Source organism: Bacteroides sp. OF04-15BH, assembly GCF_003477995.1.
In the GTDB taxonomy this organism is placed as follows: domain Bacteria; phylum Bacteroidota; class Bacteroidia; order Bacteroidales; family Bacteroidaceae; genus Paraprevotella.
The window spans coordinates 1-17,460 of the sequence record NZ_QUEM01000045.1; the positions used below are offsets into that span (position 1 = coordinate 1).

The 17,460-nt window shown below is 46.2% G+C and carries 15 protein-coding genes and 2 tRNA genes; 9 read left to right on the forward strand and 8 right to left on the reverse strand.

Annotation, left to right across the window (positions count from 1 at the left end; genetic code table 11):
* The coding region (locus tag DXA74_RS14405; protein ID WP_118528778.1) for a mobilization protein at nt 1-978 on the forward strand (978 nt) is incomplete at its 5' end.
* Nucleotides 979-1,298: 320 nt separating this feature from the next.
* Here DXA74_RS14405 and DXA74_RS16685 read toward each other — a convergent pair.
* A complete protein-coding gene (locus tag DXA74_RS16685) occupies nt 1,299-2,135 on the reverse strand; it encodes a hypothetical protein (protein ID WP_233519591.1) in 837 nt (278 codons plus the stop codon).
* A 187-nt stretch (nt 2,136-2,322) separates the two neighbouring features.
* On the opposite strand from DXA74_RS16685, the gene DXA74_RS14415 reads away from it, so the two are divergent.
* Nucleotides 2,323-2,985 carry an Abi family protein gene (locus tag DXA74_RS14415; RefSeq protein WP_117682179.1) on the forward strand — a complete coding sequence of 221 codons (663 nt, stop codon included), beginning with the start codon at nt 2,323-2,325 and terminating at the stop codon, nt 2,983-2,985.
* A 112-nt stretch (nt 2,986-3,097) separates the two neighbouring features.
* Here the strand turns inward: DXA74_RS14415 and DXA74_RS14420 are convergent.
* The 4 genes from DXA74_RS14420 to DXA74_RS14435 form a co-directional block, all read right to left on the reverse strand.
* Nucleotides 3,098-3,179, reverse strand: a tRNA-Leu gene (locus tag DXA74_RS14420).
* 108 nt (nt 3,180-3,287) lie between these two features.
* A complete protein-coding gene (locus tag DXA74_RS14425) occupies nt 3,288-4,061 on the reverse strand; it encodes a copper resistance protein NlpE N-terminal domain-containing protein (RefSeq protein WP_118528780.1) in 774 nt (257 codons plus the stop codon).
* Nucleotides 4,062-4,232: 171 nt separating this feature from the next.
* Nucleotides 4,233-5,156, reverse strand: a complete 924-nt coding sequence (locus tag DXA74_RS14430; RefSeq protein ID WP_158576090.1) for a helix-hairpin-helix domain-containing protein — start codon at nt 5,154-5,156, stop codon at nt 4,233-4,235.
* Between the two features lie 16 nt (nt 5,157-5,172).
* Nucleotides 5,173-6,531, reverse strand: coding sequence for a sodium-dependent transporter (locus tag DXA74_RS14435; protein WP_118528784.1), 1,359 nt, complete (start codon nt 6,529-6,531; stop codon nt 5,173-5,175).
* Nucleotides 6,532-6,625: 94 nt separating this feature from the next.
* Between DXA74_RS14435 and DXA74_RS14440 the strand changes: the two genes are divergently transcribed.
* Nucleotides 6,626-7,030, forward strand: coding sequence for a hypothetical protein (locus DXA74_RS14440; RefSeq protein WP_118528786.1), 405 nt, complete (start codon nt 6,626-6,628; stop codon nt 7,028-7,030).
* A 107-nt stretch (nt 7,031-7,137) separates the two neighbouring features.
* Nucleotides 7,138-7,413 (forward strand): putative quinol monooxygenase, encoded by a 276-nt coding sequence (locus tag DXA74_RS14445; protein WP_118528796.1) that lies wholly within the window; start codon nt 7,138-7,140, stop codon nt 7,411-7,413.
* A gap of 79 nt (nt 7,414-7,492) precedes the next feature.
* Here DXA74_RS14445 and pncB read toward each other — a convergent pair whose 3' ends face one another.
* Nucleotides 7,493-8,659 (reverse strand): nicotinate phosphoribosyltransferase, encoded by a 1,167-nt coding sequence (pncB, locus tag DXA74_RS14450; RefSeq protein WP_118528788.1) that lies wholly within the window; start codon nt 8,657-8,659, stop codon nt 7,493-7,495.
* A 135-nt stretch (nt 8,660-8,794) separates the two neighbouring features.
* Here pncB and DXA74_RS14455 point away from each other — a divergent pair, with 135 nt between their 5' ends.
* Nucleotides 8,795-11,167 (forward strand): carboxypeptidase-like regulatory domain-containing protein, encoded by a 2,373-nt coding sequence (locus DXA74_RS14455; RefSeq protein WP_118528798.1) that lies wholly within the window; start codon nt 8,795-8,797, stop codon nt 11,165-11,167.
* A gap of 121 nt (nt 11,168-11,288) precedes the next feature.
* Here DXA74_RS14455 and DXA74_RS14460 read toward each other — a convergent pair whose 3' ends face one another.
* Nucleotides 11,289-13,574 carry an NADP-dependent malic enzyme gene (locus DXA74_RS14460; RefSeq protein WP_118528790.1) on the reverse strand — a complete coding sequence of 762 codons (2,286 nt, stop codon included), beginning with the start codon at nt 13,572-13,574 and terminating at the stop codon, nt 11,289-11,291.
* Nucleotides 13,575-13,756: 182 nt separating this feature from the next.
* On the opposite strand from DXA74_RS14460, the gene DXA74_RS14465 reads away from it, so the two are divergent.
* Nucleotides 13,757-14,362 carry an L-threonylcarbamoyladenylate synthase gene (locus DXA74_RS14465; protein ID WP_118528792.1) on the forward strand — a complete coding sequence of 202 codons (606 nt, stop codon included), beginning with the start codon at nt 13,757-13,759 and terminating at the stop codon, nt 14,360-14,362.
* A 74-nt stretch (nt 14,363-14,436) separates the two neighbouring features.
* Here the strand turns inward: DXA74_RS14465 and DXA74_RS14470 are convergent, their stop codons facing one another.
* Entirely contained in the window at nt 14,437-15,516 is a 1,080-nt protein-coding gene (locus tag DXA74_RS14470; RefSeq protein WP_118528794.1) for a mannose-1-phosphate guanylyltransferase, read from the reverse strand.
* Nucleotides 15,517-15,729: 213 nt separating this feature from the next.
* Between DXA74_RS14470 and DXA74_RS14475 the strand changes: the two genes are divergently transcribed.
* The 3 genes from DXA74_RS14475 (at nt 15,730) to DXA74_RS14485 (ending at nt 17,375) form a co-directional block, all read left to right on the forward strand.
* A tRNA-Leu gene (locus tag DXA74_RS14475) sits at nt 15,730-15,811 on the forward strand.
* A 236-nt stretch (nt 15,812-16,047) separates the two neighbouring features.
* A complete protein-coding gene (locus DXA74_RS14480) occupies nt 16,048-16,962 on the forward strand; it encodes a hypothetical protein (protein WP_055293702.1) in 915 nt (304 codons plus the stop codon).
* 125 nt (nt 16,963-17,087) lie between these two features.
* Nucleotides 17,088-17,375 (forward strand): helix-turn-helix domain-containing protein, encoded by a 288-nt coding sequence (locus DXA74_RS14485; RefSeq protein ID WP_055293700.1) that lies wholly within the window; start codon nt 17,088-17,090, stop codon nt 17,373-17,375.
* Nucleotides 17,376-17,460 lie beyond the last annotated feature (85 nt).

A 17,460-nucleotide genomic window follows, 5' to 3' on the forward strand; every position in this document is an offset into this window, starting at 1 on the left:
GAAGGGCATTGGCTGAACGGTCAGCCGGAAGCGGAAGACAAAGAAAGCTTTCAAATTGAAGGCAGATGGTTCAAGCCGAACTATCATGCTCATATCGTATTCGACTGGATGAACCACGAAACTGGAAAGAGCCGAAAGCTCAATGATGAGGATATGGCAACCATGCAGACCTTGGCTTCCAATATACTTCTGATGGAACGTGGGCAGGCAAAAGCTGTCACTGGTAAGGAGCACTTGGAGCGAAACGATTTCATCATAAAAAAACAGAAAGCCGAACTGCAACGTATAGAGGAAACCAAACGACACAAGGAGCAACAGGTAAGCCTTGCCGAGCAAGAACTCAAACAAGTAAAAGCAGAGATACGCACGGACAAACTCAAAAGTGCAGCTACCGATGTAGCCACTGCCATAACCAGTGGTGTAGGTTCTCTTTTCGGAAGTGGTAAATTAAAAGATTTGGAACACGCCAACGAAAGTTTACGCTATGAAATTTCCAAGCGTGACAAAAGCATTGATGACTTAAAAGTTCAGATGCAACAAATACAGGAGCAGCATGGCAGACAAATTCGTAATCTTCAAGGAATACATAATCAAGAACTTGAAGACAAGGAAATTTCACGATTGAGTACCATTCTCGAAAAAGCATTCTGCTGGTTCCCATTGCTCAAAGAAATGCTGAGAATGGAAAAATTATGTTATGTCATTGGCTTTACCAAGGGGATGGTTGATTCTCTTTTATACAAAAGGGAAGCAATCAGGTGCAGCGGAAAAATCTATTCCGAAGAACATAAACGAAGATTTGAAATCAAGAACGATATTTTCAAGATAGAGAAGAGTTCGGTTGATGAAAATAAATTAGTGCTAACTATAAACAGGCAGCCGATAGGTGAATGGTTCAAAGAGCAATGGGAAAAATTAAGGCATGGTTTGCGACAATCAGCAGAAGAACCAAGAAAAAATAGAGGATTCAAATTATAACCAACAATAAGCAAAAAAGTGTAATTCAATGATGAATTACACTTTAATTCCCTATATTTACAAATCATTTAAAAAGTTAAGGCACATAAATCAACCACAATGGGCAAAAAATAAAAAATATATTAATTAGTCTAAGCATTTCGATGCTATCTTCTTCTTGTTCAACTATATTAGAAATAATAACAGGAAACAGAAAATGTGCATATCCTAATTGTACAGAACGAACAAGCAGTAACTCTGCTTATTGCCCATATCATAAACCTTACTAACTAAAACAACACCTCACCTATGTTTGTATTATCATATCAAAAAAATGACACCTATTTCAAAACCCCCTCAGGTATTTGAGGAAACTGTGTTATTTCTCCATGCAACAAATAGTTTGTGCCATCCTCTTGCATTTTCATGAAGGTAACAATACTTTCTGAACGCAAACTATGAGTTTTTGCCAACTCATCCCAATCAACTCCCAAAAACTTATTGATGGCGGTATAAGTCAATGCAGAAGAACCTATTAAATTGAATTTATGTTCCTTTGCAGGCACATTTTCATCAGTCAGAATATCATTCTCATCCGTCTTATACGTTAATGTTAAATATGGCAATGTTTCATACGATAGATTTGGATCACTATTTTTTTCTACTGAAAATGAATAAGAACCCTTGGTAATAAAATCGCTATATACTTCATGCTTTATATAATTATATGTAAAGAAATAACAATCCTTAGCTTCATTATTTATCAAATACATAATCGTTCCATTAGGCAAAGACGGGTGTTTACTCTCATCTACACTATAAACCAAATAGCTGTCTGTAACCTTTACAGATATTCTTTCCGTTTCATTTGTAACATCATCCTTAACTATCAGATTTATATTTCCCTTTTCAAGTCCTGTAATACGGAGTACAGCAGTAACTCCATCATTTCCTAAAGTAATACATGATACAGAAACAATCTCTTTGTCTTCAGTAGTAACACTCAGAATACCACTACCGTTTGTAATAGGAATATCATTCCATCCCATTAACATTACCTCATAAGATTTTTTATCCAAATGAAAAGGTAAAACTTCTAGCTTTTCTTCGTTGCAACTTGTCATACCAAGCACACTTAGTATAATGACAATAAAAATAATATTATTTACTATCCTCATAAACAAACATCTAATTAACTTATAATCAAATTGTTTTAAAATCAAAAACGTATAATAGAACCCACATAAAAAAAACAATAACCCTGAAGTTTGCTTGTTCAGCAGGGACAACAGGGTCTTACGTTTGCAAATATAGCTATTAATTTCTATTTTTGCAAGAAAAGTCTTGTTTTTAAACTTATACCAAATGAAATATGACGAATGTTTGCAGGTACTATCCCCGGCAAGATTAAATAAATACGCACAAGCAAGTGGTAATGAAAAAGCCAAAACCTTGCGCCTATACCAATATAACATCAAGTTGAGCCAACGTTTTTATGGAGTTATCGGTATGTTTGAGATAATGCTACGCAATGCCATAAACGCTCACTACAAACAATATTTCAATGATGATAATTGGATAATCAACCAAGCAAGACCCAATGGATTACTTGAACAGGAAGCTTCCGAAATAGTACGCATACAGCGCACTTATACCAATATGGGAGTGTACAATAACGATAAGATGGTAGCTTCCTTTACATTTGGCTTCTGGACTTATCTGTTTACAAGACGCAATTACCGCATAGGAGGAAAAACACTTCTTCAAATATTCCCCAACAAAGCGCATGGTTTAAAGCAAACAGACATCTACAAACAACTGACTGCCATCCGTGAATTTCGTAACAGAATAGCACATCATGAACCTATCTGCTTCAACGCTACACGTGCGATAGATACAAAATATGCCAAAGAGCATTATGAGTTAATACGAACCTATATAGAATATATGGGATTTGATTCGGATTCTGTATTGCGAATGGTAGAAAAGCCCGATTCTATACTAAAAGTAATAGATGGCATGAAGTAAATGCCCCATCTTTGGTGGGATACATAAGGATGATTGGGAACAATTTGGGAACATCTCCGATAAAAAGAAAAAGCTAAGTATCGAACTATCAATCACTTAGCTTTTATCTTTGTACCCAGACCCGGGATCGAACCGGGATGGGTTTCCCCACTGGTGTTTGAGACCAGCGCGTCTACCTATTCCGCCATCTGGGCATCTTTTCGATTGCGAGTGCAAAGGTAGTACATCTTTTTGTTATTTCCAAATAAAAATCACTTTTTTCAGAGAAAAAGTTCAGTTTTCTTTTAAAATCGGGGCTTTTTCTACTTTTTGATATAGTCTCCGGCCAGACTGCCGCCTCCACCGCAGAAGTACATCAGATCGTAGCGTTCATCAAATTTAGAAGTAAATACATTCAGACCGTTGCCTTCGTTGGTCGGACGGATTACCATAGTGGAGCTCATTTCCGGATTCACCTGCTGCAAGTCCACTTCAATCTGATTGTTGATGATACGTCCTTTGCCGGTGAACTCACATCCTTTTCCCTTGCCTCCGGTTTGTGCAATGGTTACCAGAACTTCATTGTTTTCGCCGGCGGCAATCGTCAGTGTCTGTGCATACGCATCCTTTTCTTCACCACCTTGCGTATAGCTGCCTTCAAAGTTCTTTATGGTGAGCGGTTGTTTTTTCAGCAGTACATTCTCGCTCTTCACAATATTGTCTTCGCCGATCAGGGCAATCTGCTCGTCGGGAAGCACTTTGAAACTGAGCGTTTCCTGTACCGGAACAGAGTCATTACTGCTGGTTTTAACGACAAACGTGCTGTCCTGATAAGACCAGGTGCCGTATTCTGTTTCCGAGGTGCCGTCTGAATCCAGATACAGGCGTGTGATGGCAGCCGTGCTGTCGGGCATGAAGGTCACTTTGGTTTCTATTCCCGGACAGTCGCCGCAAGGCAGAGTACCCTGAAACAGGCACAGATAATCGGTCGGTACGACATCCTGTTCCCCGTTCTGTTTGTTCTTGTTGTTGCAGGCTGCCAGTCCTACACTCAGTAAGGCTACGGCAGCAAATTGAATTAATCCCTTTGTTTTCATTGTTTTTTTATGAGATAATAATTGGTATTTATGATGCCCTTGGTTTTGGATGCAAAAATAGAGAGATTTATCAGATAGAAAAGGGAGTGATGTGTGATTTACGTTTTTTTGTCTATTCCCGTGGCGCTTCTGAAATATTGTTTCTCAGTTACTTATGTCTGATCAAAAAGACTAGAAGGCACAGTAGGGCGAAAGCCTGTCCAGATCTTTCTCTGTAAACTCTTCATAGAGCGACAGGTCGTTGAGGCTTTTCAGCGCTCCGTATTTCCGTCTGTGTTCCAGTATGACGCGGCATTGGTAAAAATTCAGATACGGATGCCGGCGAAGTTCTGTCAAGGACGCCTTGTTGATATTTATCTTTTTCACTCCCTCTGTGCTTCGAACGACGAACCACGGGAGCAGACTGTCCGGCAGATGGTTTATTTCCAGAAGCTGGTTTACGGACATATAGCCTCCGAGCTGTTCGCGGCGGCGCACAATCATGATGGCAAATCTGTTGCCGATGCCCGGTATTCTTTTCAGCAGTGTCGTATCGGCTGTGTTGAGGTCTACCAGAGTCTTTTCCCGGAATTTGTTGCTTTGATACACCGGGAACTCTTTTCTGAGCGAATCCGGCGCTTTATGTTCCAGATAGCGGTATTCCGGAGCAATGTTTACCAGCGGGAGCAGATGATTGAGTTGTTCGCCGGTCATACCGTAAATCCGGCTCAAGTCCTCTTTCTGATGGAATCGTCCTCCCTTGGCCCGGTATTTATAGATATTGCGTACCTGCCAGGGAGAGAAGCCCAGAGCCAGCAGTTGGGTGGAGTCGGCCGTATTCGGGTCGAATGCGAAAGAAGCCTTTTCCTGGACCGGTACGGCATAATAGGTTTCCTTTCTCCGGACTTTTGTCGGTTTGTCGGTTATGTTTTGTCGGCACAGTGTCCTGTAATGTCTGCGTTCCGTTTCGGAGAGCTTTCGGCTGGTCTCCTGATGGCTTCGCGAAAGATAAAACAGGCAGCCGAAGGTAATCAGGGCCGTGCACAGGCTGAATGCAAAAAGGACCTTTCTGTCTGCGCGGGGCAGATAGAAAAGGTCCTTTATCTTGTTTTGCAATAGTCTGTATGTCCTTTTATTTAACCAGCTCATTCACAAATATAGTCATAATTGCGATTGGGGCAAAGTATTTCAAGAGGAATATATACAGTTTGAAAAGTGGCATCCGGATGGTGCCGTAGTTGGTCACCTCATCGCGCACGATTTTCCGTTCGAGATACCAGCCCGTAAAGATGGCGATCAGCATACCGCTCAGCGGCATCAGGAACTTGGCTGAAACGAAATCGAACAGGTCGAACAGATTCATGTCAAACAAGGTTGCGCCTTTCAGTACTCCGAACGACAGGGCGCAGAGAATACCCAGCAGGGTGCACGATACCGTAACGATATAGGCACCGGCCTTGCGGGTGAGTTTGAACCGCTCGTGGATATAGGCTGTAACAACTTCGTGCAGCGAGATGGTAGAAGTCAGGGCTGCCAGAACCAGAAGCACATAGAACATCACCGAGAAGATATAGCCCAGAACCGGTGCGTTGTGGAAAGCGATGTTGAATACATTGGGCAGAGTGACGAACACCAGACTCGGACCGGCATCCACCGAAAGTCCCGGAACGGAGTAAACAGCCGGGAAGATGATGATTCCCGCCATGACAGCCACCATCGTGTCGATGGCTCCCACACTGGCAGCAGTGCGCAGCAGGTTGGTGTCCCGTCCGAAATATGATGCGTAAGTACACAGACATCCCATTCCCAGACTCATGGAGAAGAAAGCCTGTCCCATAGCGCTCAAAACCACTTTGGTGGTGATTTTCGAGAAGTCCGGCTTCAGCAGGAAGTTCAGTCCCTCGCTGGCTCCGGGCATGGAGAAGGCGCAAATCACCAGAACACAGATGATGAACAGCAACAGCGGCATCATCACCTTGGAGAATTTTTCAATACCCTCGGTCACTCCGCGGATAATCACCACATGGGTGAGCAGCATGAAGAGGATGACATAGAGGGAGGATTTCCACGGGTTGCTGACAAAGTCATTGAAGAATCCCGTATAATCCGTGCCCTGTGAAAAACTGTTTGTAGCGGCAGCTACCGTATATTCCAGAGTCCATCCGGCCACGACCACATAATAGCTCAGGATCAGAAAGGCGGAAAATACGCCCATGAGTCCCACCAGATGCCATTTGGTGCCGGGAGCCAGTTTCTGATAGGCTGAGGCCGTGTTGGCTTGTGAACGTCTGCCGATCAGAAATTCCGATACCATGACGGGCAAGCCCAGAAAAACGATACACAGCAGATATACCAGCAGGAAGGCGGCACCACCGTTTGAACCCAGTTCGCTGGGGAAGCGCCAGATATTGCCTAAACCGACAGCAGAACCTGCCGAGGCCAGTATGACTCCGATTTTACTCCCAAAGTTTGCTCTTTCATTAACAGACATAAAAATGTTAGTTTTTAGTTAAACATGACAATTGGTTGCAAAAGTATAGAAAATAAACGTATTTTTGAACCGAATTTGAATAAAACAGTGTATTATGATAACAAATTTACTTAAAAGTTACCCGTTGAGCGTATTGTTGGTAGTGGTAATCTGGTTTCTGTGTATGTTTACTCCCCCGCATACCGGGCTGGAGGAGGTGCGTTATATCGACAAGTGGACGCATCTGGTGATGTATGGTGGTTTCTGTTCGGTCATTTGGTGGGAATATCTGCGCCGCCACAGCAGTCTGTTCTGGGGGCGTATTGTCTTATGGGCCGTACTGGCTCCGGCGCTGATGAGTGGTATCATCGAACTGGCACAGGCTTATTGCACCACCACCCGTTCGGGCGAGTGGCTCGATTTTGCGGCAAACAGTGTGGGCGTGCTTCTGGGCAATCTGATCGGCTACGGGGTGTTGCGCCCTGTCCTGTGGAAAAGACGTCGTAAATTCAGACGCTGACCCATGCGGGCGTAGGAAAATAAAAAGTAGAAAACATTTGTTTTTACGCACTCTTTTCCGTATTTTTGAATCTGGTAAAAGGATTTTTAATTCAAAAAGTAGAAATTATGATCAGATTAAATGTATTTATTCAGGTAGAAGAAGCCAAGAAGGCAGAATTGGTAAGCGCAGCCAAGGAACTGGTTGCCGCATCAGTAAAGGATCAGGGTTGCATTGCATACGACCTGTTCCAGAGCGAAACCCGTGCAGATGTGTTGATGATTTGCGAAACATGGACTGACGAAGAAGCCCTGAAGGCTCACGAGCAGAGCGCACACTTCACCACTCTGGTGCCTCGCATGCAGGCTTTGGCAGCCATGAAGATTGAGAAATTCAATTTCTAGACAATAATTCCAAGCGAAAGAAAAAGGGTCATCCGCCGGTGTGCCGGCAGGATGACCCTTTTGTTATGAAGATATTCTTTTAGGAAATGCGCAGTTCGTGCATGCAGGCTTCCACCTCGGTGATGCTGCCCATGTGTTTTCCCAGATCGTCCGACAGCTTGATGCATTCGCGCCACTGCTGGTTGGCGTTCATGCGGCAGCGGCTCAGCTTCATGACGATATTGGCCGGAGCATAACCGGTGTCGTTGGTCAGGTTGGTACCGATACCGAAAGAGCAGCGGATGCGTCCCTTGCAGTAGCGGAACAGCTCCAGGGCCTTGGGGAAATCCAGGGCGTTGCTGAAGATGATGGTTTTGGTGGTCGGGTCGATGCCCAATTCCTGATAACGCTTGATAAGCTGGTCTACAAACTGGAATTCGTCTCCCGAGTCACAGCGCACGCCGTCGAACAGTTTGGCCTGCTTGCGGCTGAAATTGCTCAGGAAGGATTCCGAGGTATAAGTGTCCGAGAGGGCAGTACCCAAATCACCGTCATACACATTCACCCAGTTTTCCAAAGCCATATAGTTGGCATGCTTGTAGCCGAACTGAGCTCCGTGGAACATGAACCATTCGTGCGGATGCGTTCCCATGGGGCGCATGTTGTATTTCATGGCCAGATAGCAGTTCGAAGTGCCTGTACAGTAGCGGGCCTGCTTCTTGAGCTCCTTGATGACCGTTTCATGCACTTCCTTGGAGAAGCGGCGGCGAGTGCCGAATTCCGAGAACGGCAGGGCATTGTCGTTGGACAAGGTGATCTTGGGAGCCAGTTTTTCCTTGACTACTTCCAGATCGACTGATTTATGTTCGAATTTGTTTTTCACTTCAGAGATGATGGCCAGCAGAGGCACCTCATAGAGGGTGACTTTATACAGCAGGTCGGTCACTTCGAGATGCAGATGCCCTTCGGCATCCAGTTCCATGCAGATCTTTTCCGGATTGAAGCGGAAGGAAGCGAGCCATTCCCAGTAAACCGGGGGCAGGAAACGGCAGTGGTGTGTCATGAACTCCTGCTCTTCGCTGGTGAGCTTTACCTCGCGGAGTTTTTCGATTTCTTTTTTAACGGCCTTGAGAAAATCCTCGGAGTAGACTGTCTGGTCCCGGTCCTGAAAGGTGAATGTGCCTTCGGCGTATGGAAACAGCTTGATATAGGCATACGAAGTGGTGAACTTGTATAAGTCCGTATCTAAAATGTTTTGTATAATCATATTTGCTGCGTTGTGTTTCTAATTTCTTTTTGACTACGTAAAGATAATCTTTGTCCTTGTAAATCTCTTCTTTTCGTAGAACTTTTTTTATATTTGTCGTGAATAAAACTGAAAAACCGATAAAATAACACGATGATGAGGAAATTTTTTCTGTTGCTTTTGCTAAGTTTCTCCACTTGTTTTCTGTATGCCATAGACTATACGGTGCGCGGCCGTGTCATCGAACAGCAGTCGCGTCAGCCGGTTATGGACGCCTATGTCTGGCTGGCCGGAAAAGACACCCTGCGCACCATGACCGATTCTTTGGGCTGCTTCACTCTGGAGCAGGTGCCCCCGGGCATCTTTCATTTCATGGTGACCTGCATTGGTTATGAACCGGTGCGTACCTCCGAGTATCAGATCTCGGCCACTACGCCGTTTATCGAAATCGAACTGAAGGAAGATACGCGCTTTATCCAGGATGTGACGGTGCGCCCCGACCTGTTTCGCCGCAGCACGGAGAGTCCCGTCAGCATGAATGTCATTTCTACCCGTGAGATAGAGAAGAGTCCCGGAAGCAACCGCGATGTATCCCGCATAGTGCGCAACTATCCCGGTGTGTCGTTTTCTCCCATCGGTTACCGCAACGACCTGATTGTGCGCGGTGGTGGTCCTTCGGAGAACCGTTTCTTTATGGATGGCATTGAGATTCCCAATATCAACCATTTTGCCACTCTGGGTGCTTCGGGCGGACCGGTGAGCATTGTCAATGCCGACCTGATTCGTGACATCAACTTCTACACCGGAGCCTTTCCGGCAGCACGGGCCGGAGCCATGAGCTCGGTGCTCGATTTCCGTCTGCGCGACGGAGATCCGGAGAAGCAGACGTTCAAGGCTACCCTGGGTGCTTCGGAAGTGTCGCTCAGCGGAAGCGGTCACTTCACCGACCGCACCACCTATCTGTTTTCCGTACGCCAGTCGTATCTGCAAATGCTGTTCAAGTTGCTGGGACTGCCTTTCCTGCCGAATTATATTGACGGACAGGTGAAAATCAAATCCCGCCTGAAGAACAATGACGAACTGATGTTCATGGCCCTTACCGGTGTAGACCGCATGAAGCTTAATACCGACGAGGACGGGGAAATGGCGCAATATATGCTCAGTTATCTGCCGGAAATCAATCAGGAGACCTTTACGGTGGGAGCCACTTACAAGCATTATGCCGGAAGCCACGTGCAGACCTATACGCTGAGCCATAACTACCTGAACAACCGCAACCTGAAGTTTGTCAACAACGATGATTCCCGGCCGGAGAACAAGACACTTGACCTGAAGGCCGTAGAGCAGAAAACCACGGCCAAGGTGGAAAACAGAAGTTTTGCCGGAAGCTGGACCTTGAAAGAGGGTGTGGAGCTGAACAATTATCTTTATGACAACAATACCTTCCAGCGCCTGTATCAGCAGCAGAGCCGGGAAAACCTGTATGAAACAGCGCTCGACCTGCTGGCCTGGGGACTTTATGTGTCCGGTGACTATGCTCCGGCAGACAGCAAGTTCTCGGCATCGGCGGGCATCCGTTTCGATGGCAACAACTATTCGCCGAAAATGCTGCGTCTGTGGAATCAGGTGTCGCCCCGCGCTTCCATGCGCTATGCCTTCAATCCGCACTGGTCGCTCGGTCTGTCGGCCGGATGGTATGCCCAGCTGCCTCCTTTCTCGGCGCTGGGATTCAAGAATACGGAGGGTGACTATGTCAATAAGGCGCTCGATTATATGCACGTAGCCCAGTCGGCCTTGGGTGTGGAATGGCGCATGAACCAGAACTTCTCGCTCTCGGTAGAAGGATTCTATAAGTATTACACCGACATCCCTCTGTCTGTAGCCGACGGAATTCCTTTGGCCTGCAAGGGAGCCGACTATGGTTCGGTGGGTAACGAAGCGCTGGTTTCCGAGGCCCGCGGACGGGCTTATGGTGTGGAGGCGCTGTTCCGGTATTCCATCCCAGAACGCCTGAATCTGACCGCTTCCTTTACTGCCTACAAAAGTGAATATCAGGCTTCGCCCGGCGAGGAGTATATCGCTTCGGCCTGGGACAACCGTTACATCCTGAATGTGGGCGGCACGTATGATTTTCCCAAACAGTGGAGTCTGGGCATGCGTTGCAGCGTAATCGGTGGTGCGCCGTACACGCCTTATGATCTGGAAAAGTCGGAACTGGTTTCGGCCTGGGATGTTTCCGGTCGCCCTTATCTGGATTACGACCGCTACAACAGTGAGCGTTATTCCAGCTTTGCACAAGTGGATCTCCGTCTGGACAAGGATTTCTATTTCAAGAAATGGCGTCTGGGTTTCTATATCGACATACAGAATGTGTTCAACAGCAGTCTGAAACAGCCGGATGCGTGGATCAGTACCGGAGAAATAGTCAATCCGGACGCCCCGAAGGAAGAGCAGCGTTATCGCCTGAAACCGATCAAGATGGAAAGTGGCAATCTGGTGCCGACACTCGGACTGACGGTGGAGTTCTGAAAAAGATTGTGATAAAATGAAAAAGTCATTGTGATGATTTTCCAAAATCATCACAATGACTTTTAAGAATAAAGAAAAGGAGTTGTATCGGTGTTTCGATGCAACTCCTTTTGGTATAGGATTACTTCTTGTTCTTGTTGACCATGGCGTCGATAACTGCTACAGCCGTAAGGTTCACGATGTCGCGTACAGAGCTTTCAAAGTCTGTAAAGTGGATCGGTTTGTTCAATCCCATCTGGATCGGGCCGATGAACTCGGTTCCTTCTTCGGCCATAGTCTGCAACAGCTGATAAGCTGCATTGGCAGAAGACAGGTTCGGGAATACCAGAGTATTGACCTCCTTGCCGGTGAGACGGGTGAACGGATACTTCTGGTCGCGCAGCTTGTTGTTCATGGCGAACTTCACCTGCATCTCGCCGTCGATCGGTAATTCCGGATATTGGGCCTGCATGTATTCGATGGCCTTGTGCACGGTAGCCGGGCTTCCGATCTGGTCAGAACCGAAGTTTGAGTAAGACAGCATGGCAATGACCGGCTCATGGTTGAAGAAATGTACCTTGTCGGCAGCCAGACGGGCCACGTCAATCAGTGTTTCTGTGTCCGGATGACGGTTGATCAGCGTATCGGCCAGGAAGAAGGTTCCCTTCTTGGAGTTGATGATATGCATGGTGCCGAAGTGATTGTATTCCGGCTGGATGCCGATCACTTCCTTGGCCACCTTGATGGTATTGGAGTACTTGGTATACAGACCGGTGATGAAGGCATCTGCCTCTCCTGTTTCCACCATCATCATACCAAAGTAGTTACGCTCGTACATCTTGTCGATCGCTTCGTCCAGCGTATATCCTGCTCTCTGGTTCTTTTCAGTCAGAATCTTGGCATAACGCTCTCTTCTCTCAGACTCGCGGTCGTGACGCAGATTGACAATCTCAATGCCTTCCAGATTCAGATCCAGCTCGTTGGCCAGATTCTGGATGCGCTCTTCGTTACCCAGAATAATCGGGAAGCAGATGCCTTCGGCCTTAGCCTCTACGGCAGCCTTCAGCATGTTCGGGTGTGTACCCTCGGCAAACACTACGCGCTGCGGGCTTCTCTTGGCCAGAGCGTGCAGCTGACGGGTCAGTTTGGATTCGTAACCCATCAGTTCCTTCAGCTTCTGCTTGTACTCATCCCAGTTGGAGATGGTCTTGCGGGCCACACCAGACTCGATGGCTGCCTTGGCAACTGCCATAGATACTTCGGTGATGAGGCGTGGGTCTACCGGTTTCGGAATGAAATATTTCGGACCGAAGGTGAGACGGTGTTCGTGGTAAGCCTCGTTTACGGCATCCGGAACCGGCTGTTTGGCCAGGTTGGCGATAGCACGTACGGCGGCCAGCTTCATCTCCTCGTTGATGGCGGTGGCACTGGTGTCCAACGCGCCGCGGAAGATATATGGGAATCCGATTACGTTGTTAATCTGGTTCGGATAGTCAGAACGTCCTGTAGCGATCAATACGTCCGGGCGTGAAGCAACGGCATCTTCGTAAGAGATTTCAGGCACCGGATTGGCCAGTGCGAAGACAATCGGCGACGGAGCCATGCTGCGCACCATGTCCTGGCTCAGCACATTGCCGCGTGACAGGCCCAAGAATACGTCGGCATCCTTGATGGCCTCTTCCAGAGTATGGATGTCCGTACGGCTGGTGGCAAAGTAACGCTTCTGCTCGTTCAGGTCTGTTCTGTCCTGAGAAATGACTCCCTTGCTGTCCAGCATCACGATATTCTCCAGGCGTGCACCGAGAGAGATATACAGCTTGGTGCAGGAAACAGCCGATGCGCCGGCACCATTGACCACAATCTTTACATCCTCTATTTTCTTTCCGGCCACCTCAAGAGCGTTCAGCAGTCCGGCACTGGAAATGATGGCCGTACCGTGCTGGTCGTCGTGCATCACCGGGATGTCCAGTTCCTCTTTCAGGCGACGTTCGATTTCAAAGCACTCAGGAGCCTTGATATCTTCCAGATTGATACCTCCGAAAGTAGGAGCAATGGCCTTGACAGCCTGGATGAACTTCTCCGGTTCTTTCTCGTTCACTTCGATGTCGAACACATCAATTCCGGCATAAATCTTGAAGAGCAGTCCTTTTCCTTCCATCACCGGCTTGCCGGCCAGAGCGCCGATATCGCCCAGTCCGAGCACGGCTGTACCGTTGGAAATAACGGCCACGAGGTTTCCTTTGGCGGTGTACTTATAGGCGTCTTGCGGATTCTTTTCAATTTCCAGACAAGGTTCTGCCACGCCCGGTGAATAGGCCAGCGAGAGATCCTGTTGTGTGCTATAAGGCTTTGTCGGTACCACTTCTATTTTTCCGGGTTTCCCCTGGCAGTGGTAGTTCAGAGCCATTTCTTTTGTAATTTTAGTCATTGTGTATGTATTTTAATCTTGATGTTTAGTTCTCTGCAAAGATATAAATAAAATCTGTTCATCGGCTATGGAATATTATAAAAACCCCGCGGTCTGCTGATTTTGTTTATTTGTTTCGGAAAACCTTGACAGGTTTCATGAATTTTCTGTATGTTTGTATTTAGAATCAAACGTAAAGGAATATGTTGGTAAAGATTTATCCGGAGAACCCGAATCCGCGTGAGGTGGACCGGGTGGTAAAAGTGTTGCGTGATGGCGGACTGATCATTTATCCTACGGATACGGTCTATGCTATCGGCTGTGATGCATTGAATGTGCGTGCCGTGGAGCGCATCTGTAAGATGAAAGGCGTAAATCCCCAGAAGAGTAACCTGTCCATTATCTGTTCCGATTTCTCGAATCTGAGCGAATATGCGCGGGTGAGCAATGCTGCCTACAAACTGATGAAACGCAATCTGCCCGGGCCGTTTACTTTTATTCTGCCCACCAGCAGCCGTCTGCCCAAAATCTATAAAGACCGTAAGGAGGTGGGAGTGCGTGTGCCCGACAATAACATTATCCTGACTCTGGTTCGCGAGTTGGGCAATCCCATTCTGACCATGTCGGTGCACGATGATGACGAGGTTGTGGAGTATTCTACCGATCCGGAACTGATACACGAGAAGTACCAGCAGGAAGTGGATCTGGTGGTTGACGGCGGTTATGGGGCACTGGAGCCTTCTACGGTGGTCAGCTGCCTGGATGATGATTTTGAGATTGTGCGTCAGGGCAAGGGAGAACTGCTCTGAGTCTGGCGTCCGAAAATAGGAAACCCTCCTTCGAGGCCGTTGTCGGTTCGAAGGAGGGTTTATTCTGTCAATGCTTAGGAGAACTCTTCTCCCAGCTTCATTTGAGCGTCTGTCATCATGCGTCTCAGGGCTGCGGCATCGTTTCTGGGGCAAATCATCAGGACATTGCCTTCTTCGGCTACCACAAAGTTGTTCAGTCCGTCGATGACGGCCACACGGCCCTTAGGCAGGCACACGATATTTCCGGTACTGTTATAGAGCAGAGCCTTGCTGTCCATGAGCACATTGTCCTGCGGCTTGCAGCACTGGGCATCGTCGTGAAGAGAATTCCAGTTGCCCAAGTCGGCCCAACCGAATCCGCAGATTTGCAGGCATACATTCTCGCTTCTTTCCAGAATACCGTAGTCGAGCGACAGGTTCGGCAGGGCAGAGAAATGTTCCGGGATGCAGGCCGACAAGTCCTTTTGTGCGTCCGGAGTGCAGGCAATCAGGTCCTGAATGTATTCCGGAGCTACATCGTGAATGGAGTGGAGCATGGTTTTTACGTTCCACAGGAACAGTCCGGTGTTCCAATAGAACTCACCGCTTTCCATGAACATCCGGGCAAACTCCAGTTCCGGTTTCTCGGTGAACGACTTGACGCGGGCAAAGTGAGGCTCTTTCATGGTCTCTCCGGCCTGGATATAGCCATATCCCGTGTCGGGGCGTGTGGGCTTTACACCCATGGTGAGGAGCATGTCATGCTCGCTGACAAAGTCCAGTCCGTTGAGAATGTCCTGCTGGAACACCTCTTCTTTCAGAATCAGCTGATCGGCCGGAGTCACCACAATGCTGGCTTCGGGGTTCAGATGAGCGATATAGGCTGTGGCCCATGCCACACTGGGCAGCGTGTTTCTTCGGATCGGTTCCGTGAGAATCTGGGTCGGATTCAGCTCCGGCAGTTGCTCACATACCAGGTCTTTATAGTCAACATTGGTAGATACATAAATATTCTGTGCTGGGATGATTTTGGCAAACCGGTCGTATGTTTGTTGCAACAAGGTTCTTCCGGTGCCAAACAGGTCCAGAAACTGTTTCGGCTTATTGTGACGGCTAACCGGCCACAAGCGGCTTCCGATACCACCGGCCAGAATGACGCAATAATACTTTTCCATAATTATGTATTGTTTAATCGGTTTCTGATTATTCTATTGCTAAGGTAGGGTTTATTTGTGAGCTTTACAAGAAATGCCCCGGATAAAAAAGGCAAAAATATATGAATTATAATAATTCCATTCTTCTTGTTTTTCAGACAAAAGGAAAAAAACGCGGATAAATTTTGCAGTGTATTAAAAAAGTATTATCTTTGCAATCGAAATCGAAAAGATGCCCAGATGGCGGAATAGGTAGACGCGCTGGTCTCAAACACCAGTGGGGAAACCCATCCCGGTTCGATCCCGGGTCTGGGTACGAATAAACTCTGATAATCGCCTGATTATCAGGGTTTTCTGCTTTTATAGGGCGTACTAAATGTGTACTGAATGACGAATACAAAGAAAAGGTGTACTTTTATAATTTTTCTCCCTGTATCTTTATAATTTCTTAACTCTTATCCTGTCTTTTCTTCCTTATTATTGCCGATGTTTTCGGGAAAAGTGAGATTCTTACCTTATATTTGTAGTAAGAACGTTTAAAGGCACACGATTATGGAAAATCATATAGAAACCAATTTCAGAGAAATACAGAAGATATTAGATAGTTGTATAGCGCATGACTATAAAACTAAAGTAGATGCACTATTTTTAAAACGTGAGTATTTGACGCAAGCCCAGCTAAAGGATTATTTGCGGCAAGAAATTTTTCGTGTGACCGAGGATATTGTAGCTATTCAACAAAAATATCGTGTACTGCAATATATTGTACTGGATATGGATATTCCCGATTTTTTATGGGAAAGCAGTTTCTTTGAGGATTTGAACTCTGATGAAAAAAGAAAGTATATTAGTTTCCGGTGTTCTGATTTCGATATGGATGCATATTTACGTGAGCCATTCTGTTATGATGAACAGCTTCCTTACTTTTCCATCATTATTAATTTTGTCGTACTTTCTAAGTATTTGAACCATCTTCAAGAACAGGAAAGCGAATACTATATAGATACAGTTGCCATCCAAGCACAAGAACAGACCTTGCCAAAAGAAAAAGAAGCGAGTACGGAAAATAAACCAGTTAAGATTGTAGGTAAAAGTAATCCTTTTAAATCCGTACTTACCCAAAAGGAAATCAGTCTGCTTACTGACTGTATCAATGAAGCTCATGTTTTTACTACCACAATAAATGCAAGAATACTTACCGATTTTTTCAACTGTAAACTTGACGGTGTTCTGAAAGTTAATAATACACGTTTGTTTGCCTACCTTATGATGCAGCTTGGCTGCTATAATTATATTGTTTATGAATGGCAGTCTGTCATAGCAAACAATAAACTGATACTGGGAAAGATAAAAGGAGAACCGCTTACACGTACTGACCTGTCGAGTGCGACAGACCAAGCAAAAAACATCTATCCGAAAGGATATGAAATCATAGACAAATACATCGAACAACTGAAAAAAGGTTGAGCATAGATTGAACGCTCAAACAAAGGTCAATTAGATTTCATTTTCAAGCTCTTAACTTTGCCCCCGTTAACAAAAAAAACGAGGGTGCGCACCTTCATATTGTTTCACCTAAATTCCTAAACAATATGGAAAGAGATTTAGAGTTAAGAGTTTCCGAACTCGAAAAGATGTTGTTCCTTTCAAAGAACGTGCTTAGCTTCGATGAAGCGAGCAGGTTCTTGAACCTTTCTAAAAGTTACCTGTACAAGCTGACTTCGGGTAACTTGATACCCCATTACAAGCCGCAGGGCAAAATGCTTTATTTTGAGAAAGCGGAGTTGGAAGCATGGTTACGTCAGAACCCGGTCAAGACGCAGGCGCAGATAGAGCAGGAAGCGCAGAAGTATATCCTTAACCGTCCTCTAAAGAAATAACGGCTATGGAAAATAGAAAAGCGACAGAAGCCGGGCAGGACATCACCATGCAGAAAGAGGATTTCGCAGCCCTTTGGAAAACCAT

What these genes read in the sequence shown, in the direction of transcription:
- DXA74_RS16685 (WP_233519591.1), bottom strand. Translation starts at nt 2,135, where the DNA reads ATGAGGATAGTAAATAATATTATTTTTATTGTCATTATACTAAGTGTG.
- DXA74_RS14415 (WP_117682179.1), top strand. Translation starts at nt 2,323, where the DNA reads ATGAAATATGACGAATGTTTGCAGGTACTATCCCCGGCAAGATTAAAT.
- DXA74_RS14425 (WP_118528780.1), bottom strand. Translation starts at nt 4,061, where the DNA reads ATGAAAACAAAGGGATTAATTCAATTTGCTGCCGTAGCCTTACTGAGT.
- DXA74_RS14435 (WP_118528784.1), bottom strand. Translation starts at nt 6,531, where the DNA reads ATGTCTGTTAATGAAAGAGCAAACTTTGGGAGTAAAATCGGAGTCATA.
- DXA74_RS14440 (WP_118528786.1), top strand. Translation starts at nt 6,626, where the DNA reads ATGATAACAAATTTACTTAAAAGTTACCCGTTGAGCGTATTGTTGGTA.
- DXA74_RS14445 (WP_118528796.1), top strand. Translation starts at nt 7,138, where the DNA reads ATGATCAGATTAAATGTATTTATTCAGGTAGAAGAAGCCAAGAAGGCA.
- pncB (WP_118528788.1), bottom strand. Translation starts at nt 8,659, where the DNA reads ATGATTATACAAAACATTTTAGATACGGACTTATACAAGTTCACCACT.
- DXA74_RS14455 (WP_118528798.1), top strand. Translation starts at nt 8,795, where the DNA reads ATGAGGAAATTTTTTCTGTTGCTTTTGCTAAGTTTCTCCACTTGTTTT.
- DXA74_RS14460 (WP_118528790.1), bottom strand. Translation starts at nt 13,574, where the DNA reads ATGACTAAAATTACAAAAGAAATGGCTCTGAACTACCACTGCCAGGGG.
- DXA74_RS14465 (WP_118528792.1), top strand. Translation starts at nt 13,757, where the DNA reads ATGTTGGTAAAGATTTATCCGGAGAACCCGAATCCGCGTGAGGTGGAC.
- DXA74_RS14470 (WP_118528794.1), bottom strand. Translation starts at nt 15,516, where the DNA reads ATGGAAAAGTATTATTGCGTCATTCTGGCCGGTGGTATCGGAAGCCGC.
- DXA74_RS14480 (WP_055293702.1), top strand. Translation starts at nt 16,048, where the DNA reads ATGGAAAATCATATAGAAACCAATTTCAGAGAAATACAGAAGATATTA.
- DXA74_RS14485 (WP_055293700.1), top strand. Translation starts at nt 17,088, where the DNA reads ATGGAAAGAGATTTAGAGTTAAGAGTTTCCGAACTCGAAAAGATGTTG.